The 25,375-nt window shown below is 70.5% G+C and carries 20 protein-coding genes; 16 read left to right on the top strand and 4 right to left on the bottom strand.

Going from position 1 to position 25,375, the window contains the following annotated elements; genetic code table 11:
- Positions 1-485: 485 nt before the first annotated feature.
- Entirely contained in the window at positions 486-1,394 is a 909-nt protein-coding gene (locus tag ACFYY8_RS17895; RefSeq protein WP_390042017.1) for a LysR family transcriptional regulator, read from the bottom strand.
- Between the two features lie 136 nt (positions 1,395-1,530).
- Between ACFYY8_RS17895 and ACFYY8_RS17890 the strand changes: the two genes are divergently transcribed.
- From ACFYY8_RS17890 to ACFYY8_RS17815, 16 genes are all read left to right on the top strand, one after another.
- A complete protein-coding gene (locus ACFYY8_RS17890; protein WP_390042015.1) occupies positions 1,531-4,434 on the top strand; it encodes an FAD-binding and (Fe-S)-binding domain-containing protein in 2,904 nt (967 codons plus the stop codon).
- Positions 4,431-5,585: a Glu/Leu/Phe/Val dehydrogenase gene (locus ACFYY8_RS17885; RefSeq protein WP_390042013.1), complete on the top strand. Its 1,155-nt coding sequence runs from the start codon at positions 4,431-4,433 to the stop codon at positions 5,583-5,585. Before ACFYY8_RS17890 ends, ACFYY8_RS17885 begins: the two co-directional genes overlap by 4 nt.
- A gap of 129 nt (positions 5,586-5,714) precedes the next feature.
- Positions 5,715-6,605, top strand: a complete 891-nt coding sequence (locus ACFYY8_RS17880; RefSeq protein ID WP_390042011.1) for a MurR/RpiR family transcriptional regulator — start codon at positions 5,715-5,717, stop codon at positions 6,603-6,605.
- A gap of 387 nt (positions 6,606-6,992) precedes the next feature.
- On the top strand, positions 6,993-8,045 hold the full coding sequence (locus tag ACFYY8_RS17875; protein ID WP_390042008.1) for an amidohydrolase family protein: 1,053 nt from the start codon (positions 6,993-6,995) through the stop codon (positions 8,043-8,045).
- Entirely contained in the window at positions 8,042-9,418 is a 1,377-nt protein-coding gene (locus ACFYY8_RS17870; RefSeq protein WP_390042006.1) for a glutamine synthetase, read from the top strand. The genes ACFYY8_RS17875 and ACFYY8_RS17870 overlap by 4 nt, the downstream gene beginning before the upstream one ends.
- Positions 9,419-9,461: 43 nt before the next feature.
- A complete protein-coding gene (locus tag ACFYY8_RS17865) occupies positions 9,462-10,628 on the top strand; it encodes an NAD(P)/FAD-dependent oxidoreductase (RefSeq protein ID WP_390042004.1) in 1,167 nt (388 codons plus the stop codon).
- 143 nt (positions 10,629-10,771) lie between these two features.
- Entirely contained in the window at positions 10,772-11,932 is a 1,161-nt protein-coding gene (locus ACFYY8_RS17860) for a M20 family metallopeptidase (RefSeq protein WP_390042002.1), read from the top strand.
- A gap of 51 nt (positions 11,933-11,983) precedes the next feature.
- The gene (locus tag ACFYY8_RS17855) at positions 11,984-13,405 is read left to right on the top strand and encodes an APC family permease (protein WP_390042000.1); all 1,422 of its coding nucleotides are present in this window, start codon (positions 11,984-11,986) and stop codon (positions 13,403-13,405) included.
- A 15-nt stretch (positions 13,406-13,420) separates the two neighbouring features.
- Positions 13,421-14,716, top strand: coding sequence for an ABC transporter substrate-binding protein (locus ACFYY8_RS17850; RefSeq protein WP_390041998.1), 1,296 nt, complete (start codon positions 13,421-13,423; stop codon positions 14,714-14,716).
- Positions 14,717-14,725: 9 nt separating this feature from the next.
- A complete protein-coding gene (locus tag ACFYY8_RS17845) occupies positions 14,726-15,466 on the top strand; it encodes an ABC transporter ATP-binding protein (protein WP_390041995.1) in 741 nt (246 codons plus the stop codon).
- Positions 15,463-16,212 (top strand): ABC transporter ATP-binding protein, encoded by a 750-nt coding sequence (locus ACFYY8_RS17840; protein WP_390041993.1) that lies wholly within the window; start codon positions 15,463-15,465, stop codon positions 16,210-16,212. The genes ACFYY8_RS17845 and ACFYY8_RS17840 overlap by 4 nt, the downstream gene beginning before the upstream one ends.
- Complete coding sequence (locus tag ACFYY8_RS17835; protein ID WP_390041991.1) at positions 16,205-17,074, top strand: branched-chain amino acid ABC transporter permease; 870 nt, start codon at positions 16,205-16,207, stop codon at positions 17,072-17,074. The genes ACFYY8_RS17840 and ACFYY8_RS17835 overlap by 8 nt, the downstream gene beginning before the upstream one ends.
- On the top strand, positions 17,071-18,096 hold the full coding sequence (locus ACFYY8_RS17830) for a branched-chain amino acid ABC transporter permease (RefSeq protein WP_390041989.1): 1,026 nt from the start codon (positions 17,071-17,073) through the stop codon (positions 18,094-18,096). Before ACFYY8_RS17835 ends, ACFYY8_RS17830 begins: the two co-directional genes overlap by 4 nt.
- The gene (locus ACFYY8_RS17825) at positions 18,089-19,435 is read left to right on the top strand and encodes a M20/M25/M40 family metallo-hydrolase (protein ID WP_390041987.1); all 1,347 of its coding nucleotides are present in this window, start codon (positions 18,089-18,091) and stop codon (positions 19,433-19,435) included. The genes ACFYY8_RS17830 and ACFYY8_RS17825 overlap by 8 nt, the downstream gene beginning before the upstream one ends.
- A gap of 48 nt (positions 19,436-19,483) precedes the next feature.
- On the top strand, positions 19,484-20,992 hold the full coding sequence (locus tag ACFYY8_RS17820; RefSeq protein ID WP_390041985.1) for an aldehyde dehydrogenase family protein: 1,509 nt from the start codon (positions 19,484-19,486) through the stop codon (positions 20,990-20,992).
- Positions 20,993-21,006: 14 nt separating this feature from the next.
- Positions 21,007-22,230 carry a 2-oxoadipate dioxygenase/decarboxylase family protein gene (locus ACFYY8_RS17815; RefSeq protein ID WP_390041983.1) on the top strand — a complete coding sequence of 408 codons (1,224 nt, stop codon included), beginning with the start codon at positions 21,007-21,009 and terminating at the stop codon, positions 22,228-22,230.
- Positions 22,231-22,469: 239 nt separating this feature from the next.
- Here the strand turns inward: ACFYY8_RS17815 and ACFYY8_RS17810 are convergent, their stop codons facing one another.
- The 3 genes from ACFYY8_RS17810 to ACFYY8_RS17800 all read right to left on the bottom strand — a co-directional run bounded on the left by ACFYY8_RS17810 (position 22,470) and on the right by ACFYY8_RS17800 (position 25,368).
- On the bottom strand, positions 22,470-23,564 hold the full coding sequence (locus ACFYY8_RS17810) for a protein kinase family protein (protein WP_390041981.1): 1,095 nt from the start codon (positions 23,562-23,564) through the stop codon (positions 22,470-22,472).
- A gap of 234 nt (positions 23,565-23,798) precedes the next feature.
- Positions 23,799-24,908, bottom strand: coding sequence for a hypothetical protein (locus ACFYY8_RS17805; RefSeq protein WP_390041979.1), 1,110 nt, complete (start codon positions 24,906-24,908; stop codon positions 23,799-23,801).
- 175 nt (positions 24,909-25,083) lie between these two features.
- Complete coding sequence (locus tag ACFYY8_RS17800; RefSeq protein WP_390041977.1) at positions 25,084-25,368, bottom strand: YciI family protein; 285 nt, start codon at positions 25,366-25,368, stop codon at positions 25,084-25,086.
- Positions 25,369-25,375 lie beyond the last annotated feature (7 nt).

Raw genomic sequence — 25,375 nt, 5'->3', positions numbered from 1 at the left:
GACTCCGCGCGCCTCGGTCGCGCAGAAGCGCGATCACAACGGATAGGCCGTTACGAGCCTCGGGGAAATCCGGATATCGGTAACGGACGTCCGTTGCGGAACGGCATCGATATTCCAATTTACGACACAGGCACTTATAGGTGTTTGATCAATTTTTATGGTACGCAGAGAGGCTTATCCGATCGGCGGACCGCCGCGCTCGCGACGTATCGCCGGATACGCGTACTTCCACGGCCGCCCCTCCGGCTCCGGAGCGGGAGGGACGGCGGGCGGGCAACGGCGCAATCAATCGGTCGCATCACCCCACCTCCCGTCTTGTCCTCCGTTGGCAAGAGTCTTTTCAGACTCACCGCTCCTGTGATCACCCCGCAGGCCGAAGGCATCTGCCGGATCCGGTCCGACGATCCCCGCCGAGGAGAGAAACGCCGGTTCCCGATGGCGGCCTCGCCGACCGCCGCTCGGCTCGGCGGTCGGCGAGGCCGGGGTCACAGCGCGAGCAGGTGGTCGGCGTCCTGGGGAACGGCCTGGCGCAGGGCCGTCAGGAAGTCGCCGAGCACCGGATTCGCGTTGCCCTCCCGGTGGATCGCCAGCACGGTGCGGTGGGCGGCGGTGTACGTCCGCAGCGGCACGGCGGATATGCGCTCGTCGGGCACGTGGCCGAGGGCGGGCACGACCGCGACACCGCCCATGTGGGCGACCAGTTCGCGTACGACGTCGTAGTCGTTGCTGCGGAAGGCGATCGCCGGGGTGAATCCGGCGAACGCGCACAGCCGGGCCAGCGAGAGGTCTCCGGCCGTGCCCTCCCGGCTGGTGATCCACAGGCGGTCGGCCAGCCGCGACAGGTTGGAGGGACCCGTCTCACCGGACGGGCGGAGCAGCAGCAGGTCCTCCCTGACCAGGGCGAGCGTCCTGACTCCGGGAGGCCACTGCCGGGGGCTCAGCCCGTACTCGTAGACCAGTGCGACGTCGAGGTCGCCGTCGACGAGTGAGTCGAGCAGCGTGTCCGGTTCACCGTCGTCCAGGGTGATCTCGACGCCGGGGCGGCGGCGCCGGAGGTCGGACAGCGCGGCCGGCACCAGGCGGACGCTCGCCGTGGTGAAACTGCCCACTCTGAGCCGCCCGCTCAGCCCTGTGGCGAGCCGCCGTACCTGGTAGTCGAACTCGTCGACGTCGGCGAGCATCCCCCGGCTCAGCTCGGCGAGGCGGTGCGCGACCGTGGTCGCCCTGATGCCGTGTGCCTCACGCTCGAAGAGCGTCAGGCCGGTCTCCTTCTCCAGGGCGGCGATCTGCTGTGACACCGCCGACGTGGTGTATCCGAGCTCCCGCGCGGCCGTCGCGAACGAGCCCGTCCTGTGGACGGTCTGGAAGGTCAGCAGGTGGTGCAGCTTGTACACGTCCCTCCCCCGGGCCCGAGAACAAGAAAAACTATACCTAAGGTTAAAAAACTAGCATTCTACTTACTCTTGGCACGACAGCACCGGACCCCGCATGGTTGGCTCTGCACCCCCAGCCAGGCGAAGGAGTCGGGACGTGACAATCTCGCAGGAGCCGGCCGAGCTCGCCCGTTCGCTGCGCCGGGCGGACTGCGGCGAGGTCGCCGTCGACGCCGGTCGGCTGGCGCAGTATTCGGCGGACGCGTCCAACTACCGGCAGGTGCCGCGCGCCGTCGTCTTCCCCCGAACCCGGCAGCAGGTGATCGACGCTGTGGCCGCCTGCCGCGAGCTCGGGCTTCCCGTCACCTGCCGCGGCGCGGGCACCAGCACCTCCGGACAGGCGGTGGGCTCCGGCGTCGTGCTGGACCTCTCCCGCTTCTACAACCGGCTTCTGGAACTGGACCCGTCGGCCGGTGTGGCCGTCGTCGAGCCGGGCATCGTCCTGGACGACCTGCAGGCCGCGGCCGCCCCGCACGGGCTCCTCTTCGGCCCCGACCCCTCGACGCACAGCCGTTGCACGATCGGCGGGATGATCGGCAACAACGCCTGCGGCTCCCACTCGCTCGCCTGGGGCCGTACGGCGGAGAACGTCGTGGAACTCGAGATCCTCACCTACCGCGGCACCGTGCTGACCGTCGGCGAGATGACCCAGGAGGAGATCGACCGGGCCGTCGCCGAGGGGGGCGAACGCGGCGCGCTCATCGGGCGGCTGCACGAGCTCGCCCAGGCCAACCTGGAGACGTTGCGCACCCGGCTCGGCCGCTTCCCGCGACAGGTCTCGGGGTACGCGCTTGAGCAACTGCTGCCGGAGAACCGCTTCAACCTGGCCCGCGCCCTGGTCGGCTCCGAGGGCACCTGCGTGGTCGTGCTGTCGGCGAAACTCCGGCTGGTCCGCGCGCCTCGGGACCGTTCGCTGGTGGTCCTCGGCTTCACCGACGCCTGCGACGCGGCCGACGCCGTCCCTGAGCTGCTCCGGCAGCGGGGCCTGGTCGCGCTGGAGTGCGTGGACCAGGCGCTCACCGACATCGTGACCCGGCGGGAGACCCGGGCGACGATCGAGACCCTGCCGGACGGGCGGGCCTGGCTGTTCGCCGAACTCGCCGGGGCCACGGACGAGCTGCCCGCAGCCGGAGCCGCGCTGGTCGCCGCCGCCCGCTCCACCACGGGTTTCACCGGCGCCGAGGTCGTCGCGGAGCCGGGACGGGTCAGGAGCCTGTGGCGGATCCGGGAGGACGGCGTCGGGCTCGCCACCCGGCTGCCCGACGGATCCGAGGCGTGGCCGGGGTGGGAGGACGCCGCCGTCCCGCCCGACCGGCTCGGCTCCTACCTGCGCGGGCTGCGGGCACTGTTCGAGCGGTACGGCCTCTCCGGCGCCGTCTACGGGCACTTCGGCGAGGGTTGCCTGCACACCCGGATCAACTTCGACTTCACCACCGGCACCGGGGTGAGCGCCTTCCGCGCGTTCCTCACCGACGCCGCCGAGCTCGTCACCGCCCACGGCGGCTCGCTCTCAGGTGAGCACGGCGACGGCCAGGCCCGCTCCGAACTGCTGCCGGTGATGTACGGACCCGAGGTCATGCGACTGTTCGAGCACTTCAAGCACGTGTGGGACCCGGACAACGGGCTCAACCCGGGCATGATCGTGCATCCGCTGCCCCTGGACGGGAACCTGCGGGTCAGCCCGGACCGTCCGGCGCTTCCCCTGGTCACGAGGCTTCCCTTCCACGCCGACGGCGGGGACTTCGCCAAGGCGACCCGCCGCTGCGTCGGCGTCGGCAGGTGCCGGTCGACCACCCCGCAGGGCGGGGTGATGTGCCCCAGCTACCGGGTCACCCGGGACGAGAAGGACTCCACCCGGGGCCGGGCCCGGGTGCTCTACGAGATGACCCAGGGAGAGGTCATCACCGACGGATGGCGCTCCGCCGAGGTACGCGACGTCCTCGACCTCTGCCTGTCCTGCAAGGGGTGCGGCGTCGACTGCCCGGTCGGCGTCGACGTCGCGAGCTACAAGTCGGAGTTCCTGTACCACCACTACCGGCACAGGGTGCGGCCCGCCTCGCACTACTCGATGGGCTGGCTGCCGCTGCTCTCCCGGGCCGCCGCCCTGATGCCGGGAGCGGTCAACGCCGTCACCTCCTCCCGGCTGGCCCCGCTGATCAAACGGGCCGGTGGCATCGCGGCGGAACGGGAGCTTCCCCGGTTCGCCGACCGGACGTTCCTGTCCTGGTTCCGCTCCCGCTCCCCCGCCGGGACCGGCGAACGCGGCCCGGTGACGCTCTGGGTCGACTCGTTCAACAACCACTTCAGCCCTCGGGTGCTGCGGGCCGGGGTCCGGGTCCTTGAGGAGGCCGGATACCGCGTGCGGGTGCCCTCGGGAACCCAGTGCTGCGGCCTGACCTGGATCAGCACCGGCCAGCTGGGCGTCGCCCGCCGGATGGCCCGCCGTACGGCCCGCGCGCTGCGGGCGAACGTGGCCGAGGGCGTGCCGATCGTCGGGCTTGAGCCCAGCTGTACGGCGGCCCTGAGACAGGACCTGCCCGAACTGCTGGACGGAGCCCCCCTCGCCCGAGACCTGTCGGCGCTGACCGTGACGTTCGCCGAGCTGCTCATGGAGAGGACACCGGGCTGGGCCCCGCCGAGGGTCGAGGTTCCCGCCATCTCCCAGACCCACTGCCACCAGCACGCCACCTCCGGGTTCGGCGCGGACGCCGCGCTGCTGTCCGCGCTGGGGGTGGACAACCGGGTCCTCGACTCGGGATGTTGCGGGCTGGCCGGGAACTTCGGCTTCGAGAGGGGCCACTACCGGGTGTCGCGGGAGGTCGGCGAGCAGGTGCTGCTGCCCGCCGTCCGCCGGGCGTCCCCGGAGACCGTCATCCTCGCCGACGGCTTCAGCTGTCGCACCCAGATCGGCCAGGCGACCGACAGGACCGGCGTCCACCTGGCCGAACTCGTCGCCCGGGCGCTGCCCGGCCATCCACCAGCGGAGGAGAACACACCATGACCGACGCCCTTGAGATCGTCGACGACTGGGGCCCCGAGAAGATCGTTGTCGTCTCCCACCGCCGCACGGGCATGAAGGGTGTGCTGGTCGTCGACAACACCGCCCGTGGGATGGGCAAGGGAGGCACCCGGATGGCACCCACCGTCACCGTGACGGAGGTCGCCAGGCTCGCCAGGAACATGACGTGGAAGTGGGCCGGTGCCGACCTCTTCTACGGTGGTGCCAAGGCCGGGATCGCGGCCGATCCCGCCTCGCCGGACAAGGAGGCGATCCTGCGGGCGTTCGTCCGCGCGCTGCACAACGAGGTTCCCCGCGAGTACGTGCTCGGCCTCGACATGGGTCTCACCGAGGACGACGCAGCCGTCGTCCAGGACGAGCTCGGCGACCGGGGGGCGGCGGTCGGCACCCCCGCCCACCTCGGCGGGATCGCCTACGACCAGCTCGGCGTCACCGGTTTCGGTGTCGCCGAGGCCGCCGACGCCGCCGCCGCGCACCTCGGGCGGCCCCTCGGCGGTGCCCGCGTCGCCATCCAGGGGTACGGCGCCGTCGGCCGGGCCGCCGCCCGGAGGTTCAGCGCCCTCGGTGCCGCCGTCGTCGCCGTCTCCACCGCGTACGGTGCCGTGTACGACCCGGTCGGCCTCGACGTCGCCGCGCTGGAGAGCGCCCGTGACGAGTACGGCGACGACTTCGTGACGCGGTTCGACGGCTGCGACCTTCTCCCCGCCGGGCGGGAACTCCTCGTCGACTGCGACGTCCTCGTCCCGGCGGCGGTGCAGGACGTGATCGACGAGGACACCGCCCAGCGGGTCAAGGCGAGCCTCGTCGTCGAAGGAGCCAACCTGCCCACCTCGGCGGCGGCCCAGGAGATCCTCTCCGGACGCGGCGTCACCGTCGTCCCCGACTTCATCGCCAACGCCGGAGGGGTGATCGCGGCCGCGTTCGCGATGGACGCACGTTACTCGGGGTTCCTGCCCGACTCCGGCGCCGTCTTCACCGCGATCTCCGACAGGCTCCGCGCCAACACCGTCGGTGTGCTGGAGGAGGCCCATCGGCTGGCCCTCACCCCGCACGCCGCCGGGCGCAAGATCTCCCAGGATCGTGTCGCCGCGGCGATGCGGAGCAAGGGCCGGATGCCGGCGAGGGGCCGGTGAGGCTCTGTCGCGGTCGTTCCGCGCACCGGCCCGACGGCCCGGCGATCCCGGGTGGAGGCCGTCTGCGGCGAACGGGGCGCCGAATGCGCCGCACTAGAATCCGGGTGAGGCACACGAATCGAGGTCCTGGTGGAAGTCCACGAACTGGATGGCTCATCATCGCCCGGCGACGCGGCACGGTCCGTCGCAGAGGTGATCCATCGGACCATGAGCGAGGTGTCCGCCGCTGAGCGGCGGGTGGCGCGGACCATCCTGAGCGACTACCCGATGGCGGGGATGGAGCCCGCGGTGAAGCTCGCCGAACGCGCCGGGGTCAGCGCCCCGACCGTGACCCGCTACGTGTCGCGCCTCGGTTTCGGCGGATACAAGGAGTTCCAGCAGATCCTCCGCGACGAGATCAACGCCCGCGGGGCCAACCCGATGACGTTGCCCTCCGTCTACACGGCCGACACCCCGGCGTCGCGGGTGCTCAGCAAGGTCTCGCAGGCCGGTCAGCGGCTTCTCGACGAGGGGTTCGCGGCGCTTCCTTCGAGCGAGTTCGGCCTGGCGATCGACCTGACCGCCGACCCGAGACTGCGGATCAACGCGATCGGAGGGCGCTGGTCCCGGCTGGTCGCCGAATATCTCATCCTGCATCTGCGGACGATGCGGCCGGACACCCAGTTGCTGAGCGCCCAGCGGGACGAGGCCGGGGTGGCCCTTGTCGAGCTCGGGCGCCGTGACGTGGTCTTCGTGCTCGATTTCCGGCGCTACCAGGACGACGTCATCGACCTGGCGCGGAAGGCTCACCGGCGGGGCGCGAAGATCGTCCTGATCACCGACGTGTGGCTGTCGCCCGTCGCCGAGTTCGCCGACGTCGTCCTTCCGCTGAGCACGGACATCGGGTCTCCGTACGACAGCCTGGTGCCCGCGATCGCGCTGGTCGAGGCGCTGGCGGCGGCGGCCCTCGCCCGTATCGGCGAGGACGCCCAGGCCCGTATGCGGCTGATCGAGCAGGAGTCGACGGAGCCCGCGACGTAGGCCGGTGCGCCGGACACGTATGCCCTGGTCACGGCGGTAGCAGAGCCACGGTAAGAATTATTTCGTTCTTCCTTGACCCTAGAGCCCTCTAGTGAAATTATTCGTTCACACCTAGACGGTCGCGCACAGTCTGCGAACACGACCGGTCAGAACACATGCGGGGCGTGAATCGACCGCCGAACAATCACCGCGTAGACACCCCGTCGGCCACCAAAGCCCATCGGATCGCGCTGGATCGGACACAGGCGCGACCAGTTTTCAAAGGATGTGCACGTGACGCTGTTGGATGAAGCACGAGTGGTCGATGTCCACTGTCATGGCTTCCGCATGGAGGACGTACGTCAACGTGACCAGAACGGTCTCCTAGATCGTATCACGATGCTGGGCATGTGCCTGACGAGCTCGGGCCTGAACCACAGCTCATTCCCCGACCTCCTGCGGCGGACGACCGACACCTCGCCGATCGCCGTCGCCATGGCGCTGCGGCTGAGCGGGGTCCTGAACTGCGACCCCTCACGCGCCGCGCTGGCCGAGGCCCGTTCCGCGGCCCTGAACGACCCCTCCTACCTGCGCGGGCTGTGGGAGGAGGCGGGCGTGGAGCGCCTGCTCGTCGAGGACGGTTACCCGCAGCCGATGGTCGACCAGGCCGTCATGTCCGAGGAGACGGGCCTGCGGATCAGCCGGGTCGCGCGCCTGGAACCGTGGATCGTCGAACTGCGCGACCAGGTGAACGGCTTCGCCGAACTCGAGGACGCGTTCGCCGCCCGGGCCGAACAGGCGATCGCGGAGGGGGCCGTGGCCTTCAAGTCGATCATCGCGTACCGGAGCGGACTGGACGTCTCGACGTGGAGCGGCTCCGACGTGGAGAGCGCGTTCCAGGCCTGGCGCGCCGCGGACTGGGCCGAGTCGCGGGAGCACTCAAAACCGGTGCGGGACATGCTGCTGCGCCGCGCGCTGGCGATCGCCGCGGCGGCCGGAGGCGTCCCCGTCCACGTGCACTGCGGTGGGGGCGACCCGGCGATCGTCCTGTCGCACGCGCGCCCCTCCGACATCTTCCCGCTGCTCAGCCAGCATCTGGGGCAGCCGATCGTCCTGATCCACTCGGGGTGGCCGTGGATCGAGGAGGCGGCCTACATCGCCTCGATCCTCCCGCATGTCTACCTGGACACGTCCCTGTCCACGCCGTGGTCCTCGATCGCCGTGGACAACCGCCTGGAGCTGATGCTGGGCATCGCGCCACCGGCCAAGGTGATGTACGGCTCGGACGAGGCCAGCGAACCGGAGGTGATCTGGTTGTCGTCGATCCTGGCGCGGGAGTCCCTCGAACGCGTGCTGCGGCGGGCGATCGACCACGGGTACCTGGACGAGGCGCACGCCACGCGCATCGGCCTGGACGTCCTCGGCGGAAACGCCATGCGGCTGCACGGGATCGCGTCGTGAACCCGGCGGACGCGACACGCGTGTTCGACCCGCGGGACGTGGCCGACGCGTACGCGCGGTTGAAGGACGCGGGAACCCGCCTCATCGTGATGACCATGGTGGACAACGCCGGTATCACCCGGGTGAAGGTCATCCCCCTGCGACGCCTCGAAAGCGCCGCGACGGGTGGCGTCGGCATGTCCACGCTGTGGGCCGTCGCCGGTGGTGACGACCGGTTCGCGGCCGTCCCGCCGTACGACTCGCCCAGTGGGGACCTGCGGTTGTTCCCCGACCTCGCCGCCGCGCGTCCGCTGCCGTCGTCCCCCGGGTACGCCTGGGTGCCCGCCGTCCAGTACGAGCAGAGCCTGGAGATCAGCGCCGGGTGCCAGCGCAGCGTCCTGCGGTCGGTCGTGGAGAACGCCAGGAGCGCGGGCCTGGAGTTCCGCACCGTGTTCGAGTCGGAGATGACACTGCTGAACCCGGACGGGACCCCGGCTCACTCGGGTCCCGCGCACAGCGCGCGGGCGCTGCTCCCGCTGGAGGACTTCACGCTCGCGCTCGTCGAGGCGCTCGACGGCGCGGGGATCGACGTCGAGCAGGTGCACCCCGAGTACTCGCCGGGCCAGTTCGAGGTCGCCGTCTCGCCTCGTGACCCGCTGACGGCCGCCGACGACGTGGTGCTGCTCCGGTACGTCGCCAGGCAGGTGGCCCGCCGTCACGGGCTCGACGTCAGCTTCGCGCCGGTGGTGACCCCGGGCGCCGCGGGGAACGGCGCGCACACGCATGTGAGCGTCTGGCGGGACGGCGAGAACCTCATGCAGGACGGGAGCGCCACCGAACCCGGCATGCGCGCGGACGGCGCCGCGTTCACCGCGGGCATCCTCGACGAACTGCCCCGCCTGCTCGCCGTACTCGCGCCGACCGTCCCCAGCTACGAGCGCCTGAAGCCGAACCACTGGTCGGGGGCCTTCGCCTGCTGGGGCGTGGAGAACCGTGAGGCCGCCCTGCGGTTCATCCCGGGGACCGTCAGCGTCCGGAAATCCTCGGCGAACCTGGAGGTCAAGACCGTCGACGGAGCGGCCAACCCCTATCTCGCCACCGCGCTGCTCCTCGCCGCGGGGATGCGGGGCGTCGAACGGCGGCTTGAGCTTCCCGCGCCCGTCCAGGTCGACCCCGCGGGCCTGAGCGAGGTCGAGCGCGACAAGCACCGGGTCGTCAGGCTCCCCGAGGATCTGGCGCGTGCGACCGAGCTGTTCGCCGGCAGCGAGCTGGCGAGGTCCGTGCTGGGCGAGACCCTGCACGACGCGCTGGTCGCCGTCCGGGAGCAGGCCGCCGGGGCGGCGGACACCCGGGACGTTCACGAGCTGGCCGTCGAGGACCGCTTCCGGTACTGACGACACGGGCCACGACGGACTACGACGGAAGGGTACGGACGACATGGCGGTTGGCTGGGACACGGCCGTGGCCGGATGGGAAGGGTTCGCTCCCCTGGCGGGCGACGTCGTCGCCGACGCCTGCGTGGTGGGCCTGGGCGCCTCCGGGCTGGCCGCGATCGAGGCGTTCCTCGACCGTGGTCTCTCGGTCGTCGGGGTAGACGCGGGCCGGGTGGCGGCCGGAGCGGCCGGACGTAACGGAGGCTTCCTGCTGGGCGGACCGGCGCTGGCGCTCCACCGGGCTGTCGAACGCTGGGGGCCGGCCGCCGCCGACCTCTACCGCGACACGCTGGAGGAACTCGACCGGCTGTCCGCGCTGCTCGGCCCGTCGGTGATCCGCCGGGTGGGTTCCATCCGGCTGGCCGGACTGCCGGGCGGCCCCGAGAACGAGACCGAGGCGGCGGACCGGGACGCCGAGGTGGCCGACTGCGCGGCCCAGGCCACGGTGATGCGTGAGCACGGAATCGCGGTCGAGGAGTACGACGGACCCCTCGGCGTCGGCCTCTACCTCCCCGACGACGCGGCCATGAACCCGGCGGTGCGGGCCACCCGGCTGGCCGGGGGCCTCGGCCGTCGCACACCGCTGCACGAGCACACCCCGGTGACGTCCGTCGGCGGCGGCGCGGTGGTGACCGAGCGGGGTGTGATCAGGGCGCGGTTCGTCGTGGTGGCCGTCGACGGGCGGCTGGAGCGGATCGTGCCCGCGCTCCGTCCCCACGTGCGGACGGCCCGGCTCCAGATGCTGAGCTCCGCCCCGGTCTCCTCGCACCGGCTGCCCTGTCCGGTCTACGCACGCTGGGGTTACGACTACGCGCAGCAACTGCCCGACGGGCGACTCTACGTCGGGGGCGGCCGGGACCGGTTCCGCGACGAGGAGTGGACCCACGACGCCGAACCCACCGAGGGCGTGCAGCGCCACATCGAGGACGTCGCGCGGCGGATGGCGGGCGGTGCCGTACGGGTCGAGCACCGGTGGGCGGCGTCGGTCGGGTGGACCCCGGACGACCGGCCGCTGTGCGCCCGGGTTGAGGAGGGCGTGGTCGCGATCGGCGGCTACAACGGCACGGGAAACCTGGTCGGCCCGGTGACGGCGCGCGCGGCCGTCGAATACCTGCTCGACGGGAAGACCCCTCCGGCGTGGGCCAACGCGCTGGACACGGCGACGAACTGACCCGGCACCGGTGATCGACGGCCGGTCGTTCGCACACCCATGCCCTTTGACTGAATTGAAATTTTCAAATCAAGGCACATCTGGCCGGACTGTAAATATTTCTACGGATCATTCCGTTCGACGACCGAAGGTGAGAGACAGACATGAGAGCGCTCGGCCGACAGCTGGAAGCCGCTCTGCGTGATGAGTTCGCCGCCGCGCGCGAGATCCGCCGGTACATCCACGCGCGCCCGGACCTGTCCGGACACGAACACGCGACGACGAGAACCGTCATCGAGCGGATGCCGCCCGGCTCTCAGGTCGAGGAGGTCGCGGGCTCAGGGGCGATCATCCGCGTCGGCGGCGAGGGCCCCTGCGTCGCGGTCCGCACCGAACTGGACGCGCTGCCCGTCGCCGAGCGGACCCTCGTCGACTGGGCGTCCGCCAACGGGGCGATGCACGCCTGCGGCCACGACGTGCACCTGGGCGCCGGGGTCGCGCTGGCCAGGGCGGTCCACCGGATGGGGGCGCCGGTCCCGCTGCTGGTGGTCCTGCAGCCGAGGGAGGAGACCGCCCCCTCCGGCGCGCTGGACGTCCTGAGCTCGGGCGCCCTGGAACGCCACGGGGTCCGCGCGGTGGTCGGAGCGCACGTGCAGCCGCTCCTCGCCTCGGGTGAGGTGGCCAGCACGCCCGGCACCGTGAACGCCTCGGCCGACGAGTTCACCGTACGGATGCTGGGCGTCGGAGGGCACGCCGCCTATCCGCACCTCGGGCCCGACCCGATCCTGGCGCTGTCGCTGTTCGTCACCGCGGCCCAGCAGCTGGTGTCCCGCGACATCGACCCGATGACACCGGCGGTGGTGAGCATCGGGGCGATCCAGGCGGGCTCCTCCCCCAACGTCCGGCCGGACCACGCGGTCGCGCGCGGCACCCTGCGGGCGTTCGACCCGGTACGGCGGGAGCTGCTGCACCGCCGCCTGGAGACCGTGGCGTCCGGGGTGGCCGAATCGGTCGGCTGCAAGAGCGAGGTCCACCTCGACCTCGGCGAACCGGCCCTCCAGAACGATCCGAGGCTGGCGAAGGAGACGGCCGTGAACCTCAAGGGGTTCGGGCTGTCCCACTCGGAGGATCTCCGCTCGTGCGGGGCGGACGACTTCGCCCACTACGCGCAGCGATTCCCCTCCCTGATGATGTTCGTCGGCACCGGCGCGAGCTCGGGAAGGCTGCACGGCGCCGACTTCCTCGCCCCGGACGAAGCCGTCGATCACACGGCCCTGGCGCTGGCCGCCGGCTATCTGGCCGCCTGTACGGCGCTCATCACCTGATCTCCGATCCCGAGAGCACCCACCCCCCACCTCGGACCCGATAGGACAGCAATGGTTGACGTCGATCGTTCACAGAAACCCACCGCCCCTGGCGGAACCCTGCGGCCGGGCATCATGGGCGTCTCCGCCCTGGTCTTCCTGGTCATGGCGTTCCAGGCGCCGCTGACCGCCGTCGCGGGCAACATGCCCTTCATCGTCGGGCTGGGGAACGGGGCGGGGGCGCCGCTCGCCTTCATCGTGTCCGGGGTCGTCCTGACGCTGTTCGCGGTGCCGTTCGTCGCGATGAGCCACCGGATCACGAACACGGGCGCCTTCTACTCCTACATCTCGGCGGGTCTCGGCAGACCGGCGGGCGTCGCCGCGGGCTGGCTCGCGGTGTGCGCCTACAACGTCATCATGCTCGTCCCGATCGCCTATGCCGGATATTTCGGCAATCAGGTCTTCCGTGATGAGCTCTCGATCGACGTGCCGTGGACGGTGATCAGCGCGGCCATCCTGATCTTCGCGTGGCTGGTGGGCATCCGCGGCATCGAGCTGAACACCGTGATCATGGGCTGTCTCCTCTGCCTCGAGGTCGGCATCCTGATCCTCGTGGTGGCCGGGGCGCTCCTTGACCCGTCGACCGACAAGACCCTCGCCGTCTCGGACGCCTTCTCGGGGAACATCGGGGTGGCGTTCACCTTCGCCCTGCTCAGCTTCGTGGGCTTCGAGGCCACCGCCGTGTTCGGCGAGGAGGCCCGCGACCCCGGACGCACCGTCGGGAAGGCGACGTACGCCGCGGTCTGGACCATCGCGATCCTCTACGCGCTGGTCGCCTGGGCGGTCATCGCGGTCTACCCGCGCGGGGACGTCGCGGGCACGGCCATGGACTCACCGGGCACCTTCCTGAGCGGCGCGGCGGTGCGGCTGCTGGGGCCGTGGTCCGAGCACGTGATCAACTGGCTTCTGCTGGCCAGCCTGGTGGCCGTGTCGATGGCGGTGCACAACATGGCCTCCCGCTACCTGTTCGCGTTCGGCCGCGACGGGCTGCTCCCCCGGGCCCTGGGCCGTACGCACCGCAGGTACCAGACCCCGCACCTGGCCTCGACCGTGCAGATGCTGCTCATGGCGGGCGTGATCGTGGTCTGTCTCGTCACCGGCACCGACCCCTACCTCAAGCTGGGCGCGGTCGCGGGCGCGTTCGCCACCATGGCGATCGTGGCGCTGATGGCGACGACCTGCGCCGCCGCCGTGCTGTTCCTCCGCAGGACAGGCGTTTCGGTCTGGGTACGGCTGGTCGCACCGGTGATCGCCCTGGTCGCGCTGCTGACCGCCCTGTGGCTCATCTGGTCCAACTTCGGCCTGCTGGCCGGTGAGACCGTCCTGGCCGACGTCCTGAAGTGGAGCGTCATCCCGCTGGCGGCGGGGGGATTCCTCCACGGCCTGCTGACCACCCGTACGGCCGGGGCCACCGCACCGGCCGGGCACCCCTGAGTTCCTGGAGACGTGATGTCGATCAAGTTCCCCCCGGCCCGGATCGGAGCCGCCGCGCTCGCGATCGCCACAGGGCTCACGCTCACCGCGTGCTCGGCCCCCCTGCCCGGCGGCACGGAGTCCGCGACGGAGTCCACGAAGGCGGACGGACCGGTCAAACTCGGCCTGCTCGCCCCCCTCACCGGGGCGTCCGCCGCCGACGGCAAGCTCATGCGGCAGGGCACCGAACTGGCCCTCAAGGAGCTCAACGCCGCCGGAGGGGTCGCCGGGCGCGAGATCACCCTTGAGGCGGCCGACGTCAAGGACCTCAAGTCCGACGCCGTCGCGTCCGCCGTCTCCCGGCTCACCGCCGACAGCGAGGTCGGCGCCGTCATCACCGGTTACGCCAGCACCACGAACTTCGAGATCGACCTGCTCGCCGAGGCAGGCATGCCGTACCTCATCGGCGGCGGGAGCACGCAGACCGCGGAGATCATCACCAAGGACCCCGGCAGGTATCCGGGGGTCTGGTCCACCGCCCCCCACTTCGAGGCGTACAAGACCGACCTGCCGGAACGGCTTGAGGCGTGGAGCCGGGATGGCACGTTCCAACCCCGCACCAGGACCGTCTACGTCATCTCCAGCGACAACCCCTACTCCAACGACATCTCCGACGGCCTGGTGAAGAACTTCACGGCCAAGGGGTGGAAGGTCGTCGGGCCCGACGTCGTCCCGTACGGAGAGGTCAACGACTGGACCCCGCAGATCGGCAAGATCCACGGCGCCGACCCGTCGGTCATCGTCAACCTCGACTACCTGACCGCCAACGCCGTCAAGTTCCTGACCCAGTTCCGCGACAACCCGACCGACTCGCTGCTGTTCTCCCAGTACGCGCCGAGCGTGCCCGAGTTCAAGAAGCTCGCGGGCAAGGGCGCCGACGGCGTGCTGTACAACCTCCCCGTCGGCGCCGTCGTCTCCGACAGGTACGCGCCGGGCCGTGACTTCGTGAAGAAGTTCAACGACGCCTACGGCACCGACCCCGGCCTGTACGGCGTCATGGGTTACGAGCAGGTCAGGCTCTGGGCCAAGGCCGTCGAATCCGTCGGCGACCCGCTCGACAGGGAGGCGGTCGGCAAGGCCGTCGGCGGCGTCGAGATGCGCGACACGGCGATGGGCACGATCCGGTTCGACCAGGCCACCCACCTCGCGGTCGCCGACGACACCGACGGCCTCCCGCTGCAGTTCTTCCAGATCCAGGACGGCCGCGACGTCCTGCTCGGCCCTGCCAAGTACGCCGACGGCACGTTCGAACTGCCCGACTGGTTCAAGTGAGCGTCCCCCATGACCGCGACGACCGACCAACGAGTGCTGCTGAGCGTCCGGCGGGCCTGCCGGACGTTCGGAAACTACCGGGCCGTGCACGACGTCACCTTCGACCTCACCGAGGGCGAGACACTCGGCATCGCCGGGCCGAACGGCGCGGGTAAGAGCACGCTGTTCAACCTGATCACCGGGGTGCCGTTCAACGCCTCAAGCGGCCGGATCGAGTACGAAGGACGGCGCATCGAACGACTCCCCGCGCACCGGATCGCCCGCCTCGGCCTGCGCCGTACCTTCCAGGCCGACCAGGTCTTCCCGGAACTGACGGTCTTCGAGAACGTCCGCCTCGCGGCGCACTACCTCAACGGACGCCGCGACGCCCGCTCGGCGGCGTTCCACGCGCTCGAACGGGTCGGGCTCCTGCCCAGCGCCCACCTGCGGGGCGGTGACCTGTCCGTCCTGGCCAAGAAGAAACTGATGATCGCCGGCGCCCTGGCCGGGGAGCCGAAGGTCCTCATGCTGGACGAGCCAGCCGGAGGCCTCGACACCGACGACCAGGACGACCTCGCCACCCTGGTCGAGACCCTGAACGCCGACGGGACGACGTTCGTCATCATCGAACACGTCCTGAGCCTGCTGCGGCGGGTGGCGGACCGGATGATCGTCATGGTCGCCGGCGAGATCCTCGTCGTGGGCGGCCCGGACGAGGTGCTGTCCGACCCCCGCGTCATCGACGCCTACCTCGGGGAGTCGAACCGATGAGCACGGACATCGCACGGCTCTCGGTGCGCGAGGTGACCGCCGGGTACGGCAGGGCCCAGGTCGTCAACGGCATCTCCCTGTCGGTCGGCCGTGGAGAGGCCCTGGCGCTTCTGGGGCCGAACGGGCACGGCAAGACGACGCTCCTGCGCGCGATCACCGGGCTGGCCCCGCTGACGGCGGGCACCGTGGAGCTCGACGGCGAACGGATCGACCGGCTCACCACCCCGGCGATCGTCGAACGAGGCCTCATGCACGTCCCCCAGGGGAGCACGCTGTTCCCGCGGCTCACCGTCGACGAGAGCCTGAACCTCGCAGGCCGGCTCCGGCGGGCCAGGCCGGTCAGGGACGCCAACCTCGACCTGGTCCTCGGCCTGTTCCCCAAGCTCGCCGAACGCCGTGGCCAGCCCGTCGGGGCGATGTCCGGCGGAGAGCGGCAGATGCTCGCGATCGCGATGGGCATCATGGCCAACCCGAGCGTCCTCATCCTCGACGAGCCGACGCTCGGCCTCGCCCCCAAGGTGCGGCACGAGATCCTGCGGACCCTCCTCGACGTCCGCGTGACCGGGCTCTCCCTTCTCGTCGCGGACGGCGACGTCGACTTCCTCTTCGGCCTCGCGGACACCTGGCAGGTCGTCGAGCTCGGCCGGACCGTCGGACACGGCACAACGGACCAGAAGCCGACCCAGGAGCAGATGATGGCCATGTTCGTCGGCGGCGAGCCCGGACGAGGGGGCGGCCATGCTTGACGGACTGATCCCGGTCCTCGTCTCGACGATCCTGCTCGGGTCGATGTACTCGCTGCTCACCGCGGGGATGTCGCTGATCTGGTCGACGCTGCAGGTGTTCAACTACGCCCACGGCGCCATGCTGATCATCGGCGGATACCTCATCTGGACGCTGTCGTCGGAGGCCGGACTCCCCCTGCCGCTCGCCGTTCTCGCCGCGACCGTCGTCATGGCGGGCCTCGGCGCGCTCGTCGAGCTGGTCGTGGTCCGGCCGCTCGCGTCACGCCCCGACGGAACACTGATGGTGATGGTCGCCACGCTGGCCCTCGCCGGTCTCGCCGAGGGCGCCGCCCAGCTCATCTGGGGGCCGGAGAACAAGCAGGTGCGGCCGGTGACCGCCGCGACGTTCGACATCGCCGGTGTCGCGGTCCGCTGGACCACCGTCCTGGCGTTCCTCCTCGCCGTCGGCCTCGTCGGCGGCCTCATGCTCGCGGTGAACCGTACCGGGTGGGGCGCGAGCATCCGCGCCGTCGCGCAGAACCGCGACATGGCGATGCTGCTCGGTATCAAACCCGGCCGGGTCTACCTGTCGGTCTTCGCGGCCTCGGCGGCGCTCGCCACGGCGGGGGCCCTGGTGTTCGCGACCACCACCACGCTGACCCCGGCCAAGGGCAGCGGTCCCCTGCTCATCGCCTTCGTCGTCCTGGTCTTCGGAGGTACGGCCACGCTCATGGGCACCCTGATCGGCGCCTACGCGATCGGGTTCATCGAGGCGTCGACGAGCTACTGGATCGGCCTGCAGTGGAGCCCGGTGGCCGTCTTCGCGCTGCTGGTCGTCGTGATGCTCGTCCGCCCCGAGGGACTTGTCAGGAGAGGCGCATGACGAAGTACGTTCCCTCCCGTCTCGTCCGCTGGGCCGGATATCTCGCCGTCGCCTTCGTGATCCCGTACGTCTTCGTCGCGCCGTCGAGCCGGTTACTCGTCTCCACCGCGCTCATCTACGCGCTGCTGGCGGCCGGCTGGAACCTGACCCTGGGGTTCGGCGGAATCTTCAACTTCGCCCACGCCGGGATGTTCGGGATCGGCGGCTACGCCATGGCGATCGCGACGCTCAGATGGCAGTGGGACTCGCTCCCCTCCCTGGCCTTCGCCGTACTGGTCGGGGCGATCGTCGGCGGACTGACCTATCTGCCCGTCATCCGGATGCGGGGCATCTACGTCGCCCTCATCACCTTCGTGTTCGTCCAGATCAGCTATCACCTGGTCCTGGCGCTCCCCGATCTCACCGGCGGCTCCAACGGGCTGCCCGGCGTTCCGGCCATCACGATCGCCGGGCAGAACCTCGCACGGTTCGGCGGGCTCGGCTACCTCTGGCTGCTCGGGGCCGCCGTCGCCGCCATGCTGATCGTCCTCGAACTCATCATGGCGAGCCCGTTCGGCCACAGCCTCGTGGCGCTGCGCGACAACGAACAGCTCGCGCGGAGCCGGGGGATCAACCGGATCCGCCAGCAGTTCATCGCCTTCGTGATCTCCGGTGCGATGGCCGGTCTCACCGGCGCGCTGTACGTCGCGTACTTCAGGGTCGCCGACGTCAGCCTCTTCGGCTTCGGGCTCGTGACACTGGGGCTGAGCATGATCTTCCTCGGCGGCACCAGGCAGATCTGGGGACCGGTCCTCGGGGCCGTCGTCGTCACCCTGGCCGACCACCGGCTCACCGGTCTCGACGCCTGGAGACCCGTCGTCTTCGCCGCCGGGACCATCGCCGTACTCATCTTCGCGCCGGGCGGCATCAGCGCCGCGCTAACCCGGGGCGCCTCCATCTTGCGCGAACGTCTCACGAACCCGGGCCGCCAGGAGACCGGCGGCCCGGGCCAGAACCCCGACAGGAGTGTGGAACATGTCTGAGATCCGCCGTGACGTGAAGAAGGCCGTGCTGGACGCCGTGGACGAACTCGCGCCGCGCCTGGTGCGATCGGTCTCCGACGCCGTCGCGATCCCGTCGGTCAACCCGAAGTACCCCGGACAGGACTACGACAAGATCGTCGGTGCCGAGTCGGACGTCAGCGCCCTCATCGCCGACCTCTACCGCGAGGCGGGCGCCGAGACCGAACTGGTCGCCGAGGAGGCCAGGCGCGACAACGCCTGTGGCCGGGTTCGCGGGGCGGGCGGCGGGAGGTCGCTCATCCTCAACGGACACGTCGACGTCGTCCCCGCGCTCCAGCCGGACCTGTGGGACGCGCCGGCGTTCTCCGGGCGGATCACCGACACCGCCGTCCTCGGGCGCGGCGCGACCGACATGAAGGGCGGAACCGTCGCGGCCGCGTACGCGGCGCTCGCGCTCGCCAGGGCCGGTGTCACACTCAAGGGCGACCTCGTCCTCCACGCCGTGGTCGGCGAGGAGGTGGGCGACCACCAGGCGGGGACCACCGCCGCCCTCAACGCCGGGTACACCGGGGACGCCGTCCTGCTCTGCGAGCCGACCAACCCGACCGACGGGCTGCCCAGTCTCGTCTCCAGCACTCCCGGGCTGCTGTGGTTCTCCATCACCATCGTCGGCAAAACCGCCCATCCGGGATGGCGCGGCTCGACCGTCCACCCGACCCTCGACGGTGAGCGTCTGGGGGTCAACACCGTCGACAAGTACTGGGTGATCTACCACGCGCTGCGCGAACTGGAGAACACCTGGGCGCTGCGCGACCGGCACCCGCTCTTCACCCCGGGGCACTTCAGCCTCCTGCCCGGCGTCCTGAAGGCCAACCCCGTGGGAATCGACGTCCCCTTCCTGCTCGCCGACACCCTCACCGTGGACTACTGCGTGCTCCACCACCCCGATCGCGGCAACGACGAGGTCAGGGCGGAGATCGAGGAGACCGTACGGCTCGCCTGCGCCAACGACCCCTGGCTGCGCGAGCACCGGCCCGAGTTCGCGTGGAAGCTCGACTGGCCGCCGTACACCACCCCGGGCGGCCACGGGCTTGAGACGGCGGTGAGCGACGCCCACGTCGAGGCACTCGGCGGTGTCGAGTACGCGGCCCCGCCGAAACGCGAAGGGTTCTTCGGCGTGTGCGACATCACCTGGACCGCGGCCCAGGGGATCGACGGCGTCATCTACGGCCCCGGCGCCGCGAAGACGGCACACGCGGAGAACGAGTACGTGCCCATCCACCAGCTGATCACCGCGGCGAAGACCTACGCGCTGACCGCGCTGGACTTCTGCGGGGTCGCCGACGGCCGACGCGCCTGACAGACCAAGCTCGAAATCACACCCTCCCCGAGGGAAAGGACACTTTCGGTGACAGACATCAGCACGCGGGCTCGCGAGATCCTCGAACGCCTCGGCGTGGCGGACCCCTTCGACGAGGACGGCGAACTGGTCGCCCGTTCGCCCGTCGACGGCGGCGTGATCGGCCGGTTGCGCGCCCACACACCGCAGGAGGCCGAGGCCGCGATCGGGCGGGCGCGGGAGGCGTTCGAGCTGTGGCGTACGGTTCCGGCCCCGGTGCGCGGACGCCTGGTACGTGAGCTCGGCGAACTGCTGCGCGAGCACAAACACGACCTCGGAGAACTCGTCACGATCGAGGCGGGGAAGATCGTGTCCGAGGGACTGGGCGAGGTCCAGGAGATGATCGACATCTGCGACCTCGCGGTCGGCCTGTCCCGCCAGCTGCACGGGCTGACGATCGCGACCGAGCGCCCCGGGCACCGGATGATGGAGCAGTGGCACCCGCTCGGGGTGGTCGGCGTCATCTCGGCGTTCAACTTCCCGGTCGCCGTGTGGTCGTGGAACAGCGCGCTGGCCTTCGTGTGCGGGGACGCGGTGGTGTGGAAGCCGTCGGAGAAGACGCTGCTCACCGCACTGGCGTGTCAGGCGCTGATCGAGGAGGCCGCCCGGCGGGCCGGCGCGCCTGACGGCCTCTCGCAGGTACTGCTCGGCGACCGCGAGATCGGTGAGACCCTCGTCAGGGACCCCAGGGTCCCGCTCGTCTCGGCCACCGGTTCGACCCGGATGGGCAAGGAGGTCGCCCCACTCGTGGCCGCCCGGCTGGGCCGTACCCTGCTGGAGCTCGGCGGCAACAACGCGGCGATCGTCGCCCCCTCGGCCGACCTCGACCTCACCGTGCGCGGCATCGTGTTCTCGGCCGTCGGCACCGCCGGGCAGCGCTGTACGTCACTGCGGCGGATCATCGTGCACGAGTCGATCCGCGCCGAGCTCCTGGCACGGCTCAAGGCGGCGTACGAGACGTTGCCGATCGGCTCCCCGCTGGAGCCGTCCACGCTCGTCGGACCGCTGATCGACGAGGCCACCACGGAGGCCTTCCTGCTGGCGGTCAAGAAGGCGCAGGCCGACGGCGGGACCCTGGTCACCGGGGGCACCCGCGCCGAGGGCATCGGCGGAGGCGGGCAGTACGTACGCCCGGCGATCGTCGACATGCCCGAACAGACCGAGATCGTGCGGGAGGAGACGTTCGCCCCGATCCTGTACGTGCTCGGCTACCGCGACCTCGACGAGGCCGTCGCCCTGCACAACGCGGTGCCCCAGGGGCTGTCGTCGTCGATCTTCACCCTCGACGTGCGGGAGGCCGAGACGTTCATGTCGGCGGCCGGCTCGGACTGCGGCATCGCGAACGTCAACATCGGCCCGTCCGGTGCCGAGATCGGCGGAGCGTTCGGCGGCGAGAAGGACACCGGCGGCGGACGCGAATCGGGTTCCGACGCGTGGCGCTCCTACATGCGACGCGCCACCAACACGATCAACTACTCCACCGAACTGCCGCTCGCCCAGGGCGTCGAATTCGGCTGAAGCCAGGAGGAACGATGAACACGGTGACCCCAACCGAGCTGCGGACCCGCTTCGCGTCGAGCCTGTCGGCGCTCTACGGCCGGGAGGTCCCGGCGTACACCACGCTGGTCGAGGTGTCGCAGGAGGTGAACGCCGACGTGATCGCCTCCTCGGGCGCGGAGGCCGAGCGCCTCGGCTCGATCGAACGGGTGACCGCAGAACGGCACGGCGCGATCCGGGTCGGCAGTCCGTCGGAGATCGGGCAGGTGGCCCGGATCTTCGGTGCCTGCGGCATGTACCCGGTCGGCTTCTACGACCTCCGCGAGGCGAATCCGCCGATCCCCGTGGTGTCGACGGCGTTCCGGCCGATCGACCGGGCGGAGCTGGCGCGAAACCCGTTCCGGATGTTCACCTCCGTGCTCGTGGCCGACGATCGCCGGTTCTTCGACCGCCGGACGGAGACCGAGCTGCGGGAGTTCCTGGACGCGAGGACCCTGTTCCCCGACGAGCTGCTCTCGCTGGCGGACCGCATGGAGAGCCGGGGAAGTCTGTCCGCCGCGGACGCCGACCGGTTCCTGTCGCTGGCGACCGCGGCGTTCGAGCTGTCGCCGGAGCCGGTCGACCGGGCCTGGTACCGGCGGCTTGAGGAGATCTCCGGCGTCGCCGCCGACATCGGGGGCGTCCCCTCGACCCACATCAACCACCTGACCCCCCGCGTTCTGGACATCGACGCGCTCTACGAGCGGATGAGCGAACGCGGCATCGAGATGATCGACCGGATCCAGGGCCCCCCGCGTACGGCCCCGGGACGGCCGGACGTCCTGCTGCGGCAGACGTCCTTCCGCGCCCTGTCCGAGCCGCGCCGGTTCCGCGAGGCGGACGGCGGCGTCACCGAGGGCTCCCTGCGTGTGCGGTTCGGCGAGGTCGAGCAGCGCGGCGTCGCGCTCACCCCGGCGGGCCGTGAACTCTACCACGCGCACGGGATCGGAGCCCTTCCCGACACCGAAACGGCCCTGCACGAGGCCGGCCTCGCCTACTACGTACGCGATGAGGAGGGCGGGCTCTCCCCGATCGTCTACGAGGACTTCCTGCCCCGATCGGCCGCGGGGATCTTCGCCTCCAACCTCACCGGCGAGGGCCGGTCCGACGCGTCCCAGCGCGCGTCCGTGCGGGACGCCTCCTGGCTACGCGACGCCCTCGGCCGCGAGCTGCACGACCCCTACGCCCTGTACGAGGCGGAGCGGGCGGCGGGGGCGTGAACCGGTGACCGGAGACGTTCGCCTGGCCGAACGACCGTCCGAAGCCCATCGAGATCCATGGCAGGAACGATGACCTGGCCGGTGCGGACAAGGAGCCCCAGGAGGTCGGCACGCCCGTGCTGCGCCTGTACCCGCTCCTGTTCCGCGCCGGCGCACGTCAACACGCTGCCCCGAAGCCGAGAGACCCATCGGGAGGCGGGCAGCCATGGCAGCCGTGCCGTGCTGCCGGACAGCCGAGGTCAGGGCGCGGACCAGCTCGGGGTCGTGGCGCCTGCGCCCAACTGCCGCTCGATCTCCGCAGCCGGGAACGGCGTCCGCTTGCTCTCGGTGAACAGACGACGGAAGAAGGAGTCCAGGACGACGGTAGGACGTGCGTGCCGGTCGATGATGGCCGTGATCTCGGGCGGGATGCCGCCAGGTCGCCGGCCTGCGATCCAGTCGTGCAGGAAGACTTCACGCTCCGTGTCACCGCGCACGCCGTCGAGCAGGTGGTACTGGAGCAGGTGGCTCGCGGTGTAGCAGTGGTCGTACACGAGGTGGTCCGAGAGGAAGCCGGACTCGTCCGCCGAAAGGTCGAAGCGAGAGCTCAGAGCGAGTCCGAAGTCGGTGAAGTAGAGCCGGCGGCCATCGGTCAGGATGTTGGCGAAGTGAGCATCGAAGTGGACGAGTCCGCGAGAACTCATGAAGGCGGCTCCGCTCGTCAGAGCCTCCTCAACCCAGCGGAAGGGCGAGCCGTCCCCGCCTTCCGGCACGGCGGTTTCGCGGTGGCCGGCCAGCCATCCGGCGAGTGTGTGCGGCACGTGCTCCAGGAAGAGCACCAGGCTGCACGAGGACCGGCCGATGGCCTCCAGCCGGTCACGAACGGCGGGCGATCCCTCCCAGTGCGCGACGGCCCCCTCCAGACCCCCGAACTCGTCGGTGAATCCTTCGGGCGGGGAGTCAGGCAGAACCCGCCAGTGGTACATCAGGGGGAATCCCGCATACTCGTCGCCGAGAACCCAGTTCGTGGTCATGGTGTGCACGGCAAGCTCCCGCCATGCGCCGAACCCGGCCGAGCCAACCCCGTACTGGTAGAACATCGGCAGTTCGAAGACGTTCGCCGTCGACCGCACGTTCTCCGGGCGCAATTCGGTGTCCGTCAAAGGGATCCGCTTGACGAAGACGCGCGTTCCGTCGATGTCCAGCTCTGCCGACCTGCCGCCGATGCCCGACTCCATCGGGGTGGCGGCCGCCACGGCCTCCCCGAGCCGGCGGTCGCTCAGCAAGGACAGTTGAGTGCTCACGGTCCCGTAACCGGCCAGACGCGCGGCACGCGGCGAATCCCGGTCCAGCATCGACGGCTCCTCGGTGCCCGAACCAGGGCTTCGGCGATCCCACGTACGGCGTCGACCTTACGCCGAAAAGACCGGTCGCTCTCATGGACGACCCTTTCGCGGACCAGGACCAGGACCAGGACCAGGAGCAGTGGGCGGAAGCGGCGCGGGCCCCGGAGCGGGCTCGCGTACCCGGATCCGAGCCGATGGGCTGTGAGGCGGTGGCCCGGGCATGTTGCTCGGGCCGCCGGTGACTCAGCCGTCGAAGTCGGTCCAGGGGATTCCGAGCCGTCCCAGCGGCCGCAGAACACTGCGATGTACCGCACCGGCCCACACCGAGACGTTCCCGTGCCCCTGGTCCGTCATTTCGGCGATCACGCCGGGTGCGACGTAGAAGCGCGTGGAGTCGTTCGGCCAGCGCCAGGGCTCCCACGGCACCGGAGTCAGCGCGGCTGCCAGCGTGTCAACGTACTCGGCGGCCAGATCGACGCACAGGGCCTGGTAGGGGGCGTTCATCATGGCCTCGTACAGGGCGAACTGGAGCAGGAAGCCACTCATCGGCTGGTGCTCGCGGCGCGGCTCGTACCCGTCCTGGTCTATCCATACCTCAGGGTCAGGGCGCGACGGATCGAACAGCCAGGTGAACACGCCCTGGTTCTCGTCTCCGAAGGAGATCAGGCCGTCGTCCTCCTCCCACCACGCGTGCGGGGGCCGCAGCCGGTTCTGAACACCGAGCAGTGCGGGCCGATGCCGGGCCAGCCGGTAGAACACGGCAAGCGGTTCGGGAACGTCCCATGGAGCCGCGGCGAGGTCGCCGAGGTCCTGGTCGGTCTCGGGGATCCAGTCCTCGACGAACCGTGTCAGCGCTTCGAGTGGTCTCGCGGTCATACGTGTGAGCCAGTCCAGGTTCGGCACCGTCTCGGGTTCGGCAGGCGGCCTGACCCGGTCCAGGAGTTCCGAGGTCAGTTCCGGCTCTATCGTCAGGGTGGCATGGCTCAGACGCCCGTTCGTGTATCCGGCCTGCCCGGGCCTGCCGGTTCCCAGGTACACACAGCCTTCCGGCAGCCGGGTCAGCAGATGGACCGGCCGTGCTTCCGGGCGCGGGGCCCAGCTCCATCCGGGAGAGTTCGGGAGGTGCCCGAACAGGCGGACGCCGACGTCGTCGACGAACGGTCCGTGAAGGTGGAACCGGCGGCTGTTCCACACGCCGCTCACGTCGAGCCCGTCCCGCGGATCCGCGATGATCACGGTTGCGGCGTCGCCGAGCAGGACCGAGACGCCGTCGGTCCCGCAGTCGACGACGTTGTCGCCGGCCAGGCGTATCGCGGCCCCCTCGGTGAGGAGCTCATTCGGGTTCAGGGGCATGCGACGGACCCTACCGCTGTCGCGGATCCTCTCTCTGACGAGATCAGCGTCGACGTGTGGTGCCGGGGTACGCGAAGACGACACCCTGCGCGTGCGCTCGACGGACCGGTCGCGAATCAGGTCGGCGAGGCTGCGACGGTGGAGCGGCGGCCGTCCGGACCGAGGAGCGGCGTCGTCACAGCAGGAAGCCCAGGCGCTCGTCCGCCATGCCTGGCGCGATCTCGACGATCTCCGCGCTGACGACGTTCTCGGCCACGAACGGGTCGTCGTTCACCCGCTTCTCCAGTTCCTCAAGCGAGGTGCCGTGCGCCAGGACCGCACCGCCGAGACCGGGCTTGATACTGCCGACCAGCAGGAACACGCCATCATCCAAGCCGCGCCTGATCCACTCCTGGTGGCCGCTCATGTGCGTGCCGGCGGCACCCTTGTTCTCGGTGAAGCGAAGCAGGACCACGAACATCAGATCG

The organism is Streptosporangium sp. NPDC001559, from assembly GCF_042893955.1.
In the GTDB taxonomy this organism is placed as follows: Bacteria; Actinomycetota; Actinomycetes; order Streptosporangiales; family Streptosporangiaceae; genus Streptosporangium.
Note: the sequence above shows the minus strand (reverse complement) of the source record. Positions and strands in the feature narration are given on the sequence as shown.